The organism is Fructilactobacillus sp. X7R4C1, assembly GCF_059901115.1.
In genome coordinates this window covers 1-1448 of the sequence record NZ_JBWXVD010000012.1, presented here as the reverse complement: position 1 = coordinate 1448, position 1448 = coordinate 1, and the positions used below count along the sequence as shown (strand labels likewise).

General features: G+C 43.0%; 1 protein-coding gene. It reads left to right on the top strand.

Annotation, left to right across the window (positions count from 1 at the left end):
* A partial coding sequence (locus AC6UC9_RS06920) for a mucin-binding protein (protein ID WP_500701538.1) occupies positions 1 to 1448 on the top strand: 1448 nt, incomplete at both ends.

Genomic DNA, 1448 nt, shown 5'->3' with positions numbered 1-1448 from the left:
TACAAGTTTGGCGACAATAATCCCACCTTCCAAGTTGTCTTAAAGCACAAGACCAAGGAAGTTACGCCAGATAACCCTGGAAACCCAGGTCAACCAGTGGATCCAAACAACCCAACGGGACCGAAGTATCCTGATGGCACTAGCAAGGACAACTTGACTAAGTCCATTACGAGAACCATCCACTACGTTTACGCCGATGGCAGTAAAGCCGCAGATGACAAAGTAGAAACGGTTACGTTTAACAGAACGGCCACCTTTGATGAAGTAACTGGTGAGATAACTTATGGTGCTTGGACATCTGACAATGATGTCTTTAGTTCGGTTGATTCACCAGCCATTACCGGTTATACCCCTGATCAAGCAACTGTTGGTTCTGAAACTGCCACTGCTGATACGAAAAATTCAGACGTTAAAGTCACATACACTGCTAACGATGAGCAAGCTCACGTTCAGTATATTGACCAAGATGACAACAACCGAGTTATCAAGACTGATAACTTAACTGGTAAGTTTGGTTCTAAGTCTGATTACTCAACCAAGGATGAAATTGCCAGCTTAGAGGCCCAAGGTTACGAATTAGTCACTGATGGTTATCCAAATGGTTATGAATTTAATACCGACAACCCAACTTTCAAAGTTGTTTTTAAGCACAAAACCAAGACGGTTACGCCAGATAACCCGGGACAACCAGGACAACCAGTTGATCCAAATAACCCAACTGGACCAAAGTATCCTGATGGAACTGGCGTAAATGACTTGACTAAGAACATTACAAGAACGGTGCACTACGTCTACGCTGATGGTAGTAAAGCAGCTGATGATCAAGTTGAAACGGTCACTTACACTCGGACCGCAACCTTTGACCAGGTTACCGGCAAGATCATCAGTTATGGCGACTGGAGTACTAAGAATGCGGTCTTTAGCTCAATCAAGTCACCTGAAATTACTGGTTACACCCCTGACAAGGCAACCATTGGTGCTCTAACTACTACTGCCGACTCAACCGACTCGACTGATACGGTTACCTACACTGCTAACGATGAACAGGCTCATGTTCAGTACATTGACCAAGATGATGGTAACCGGGTTATTAAAACTGACAATTTAAACGGTAAGTTCGGTTCTAAGTCTGATTACAGTACAAAGAACGAAATTGCCAGCTTAGAGGCCCAAGGTTACGAATTAGTCACTGACGGCTATCCAAATGGGTATGAATTTAATACCGATAATCCAACTTTCAAGGTTGTCTTGAAACACAAGATGAAGACGGTTACCCCTGACAATCCAGGAAACCCAGGTGAACCAATTGATCCAAATAACCCAACTGGACCAAAATATCCTGATGGAACTAGTAAAGATAACTTAACCAAATCAATTACGAGAACTATCCACTACGTTTACGCTGATGGTAGTAAAGCAGCTGATGATCAAGTAGAAACCGTTACTTT